Genomic DNA, 457 nt, shown 5'->3' on the forward strand with positions numbered 1-457 from the left:
TCCCCGCTGTAGTCCGCCCAGGCTACGGAACTATAGCCAACACCAGGAAGGGAAACAGAGATATCTTCGCTGAACCCACTGCCCGTGTTCTTGTACAGTTTGGAGATGGGGTTGCCTGAACTTGAGTAACCCGTCAACAGGAAGTCCTGTTTACCATCCCCGCTGTAGTCCGCCCAAGCTACGGAACCCCAGTAAACACCAGGAAGGGAAACAGTGGTATCTTCGCTGAACCCACTGCCCGTGTTTTTGTACAGTTTGGAGATGTAGCTGCCTGAACTTGAGTAACCCGTCAACAGGAAGTCCTGTTTACCGTCCCCATTGTAGTCCGCCCAGGCTACGGAACTACTGGAAACACCAGGAAGGGAAACAGTGGTATCTTCGCTGAACCCACTGCCCGTGTTCTTGTACAGTTTGGAGATGCGGCCTGAACTTGACCAACCCGTCAACAGGAAGTCCT

Annotated in this window: 1 protein-coding gene; it reads right to left on the reverse strand. The window is 53.0% G+C overall.

Translation table 11 applies throughout. The features are described 5' to 3' along the window. Positions 1-457, reverse strand: a 457-nt coding sequence (locus AM228_RS30385; protein WP_197285429.1) for a VCBS repeat-containing protein, incomplete at both ends; no start/stop codon positions are given.

The sequence above is a fragment of the Planktothricoides sp. SR001 genome, assembly GCF_001276715.1.
In the GTDB taxonomy this organism is placed as follows: Bacteria; Cyanobacteriota; Cyanobacteriia; order Cyanobacteriales; family Laspinemataceae; genus Planktothricoides; species Planktothricoides raciborskii.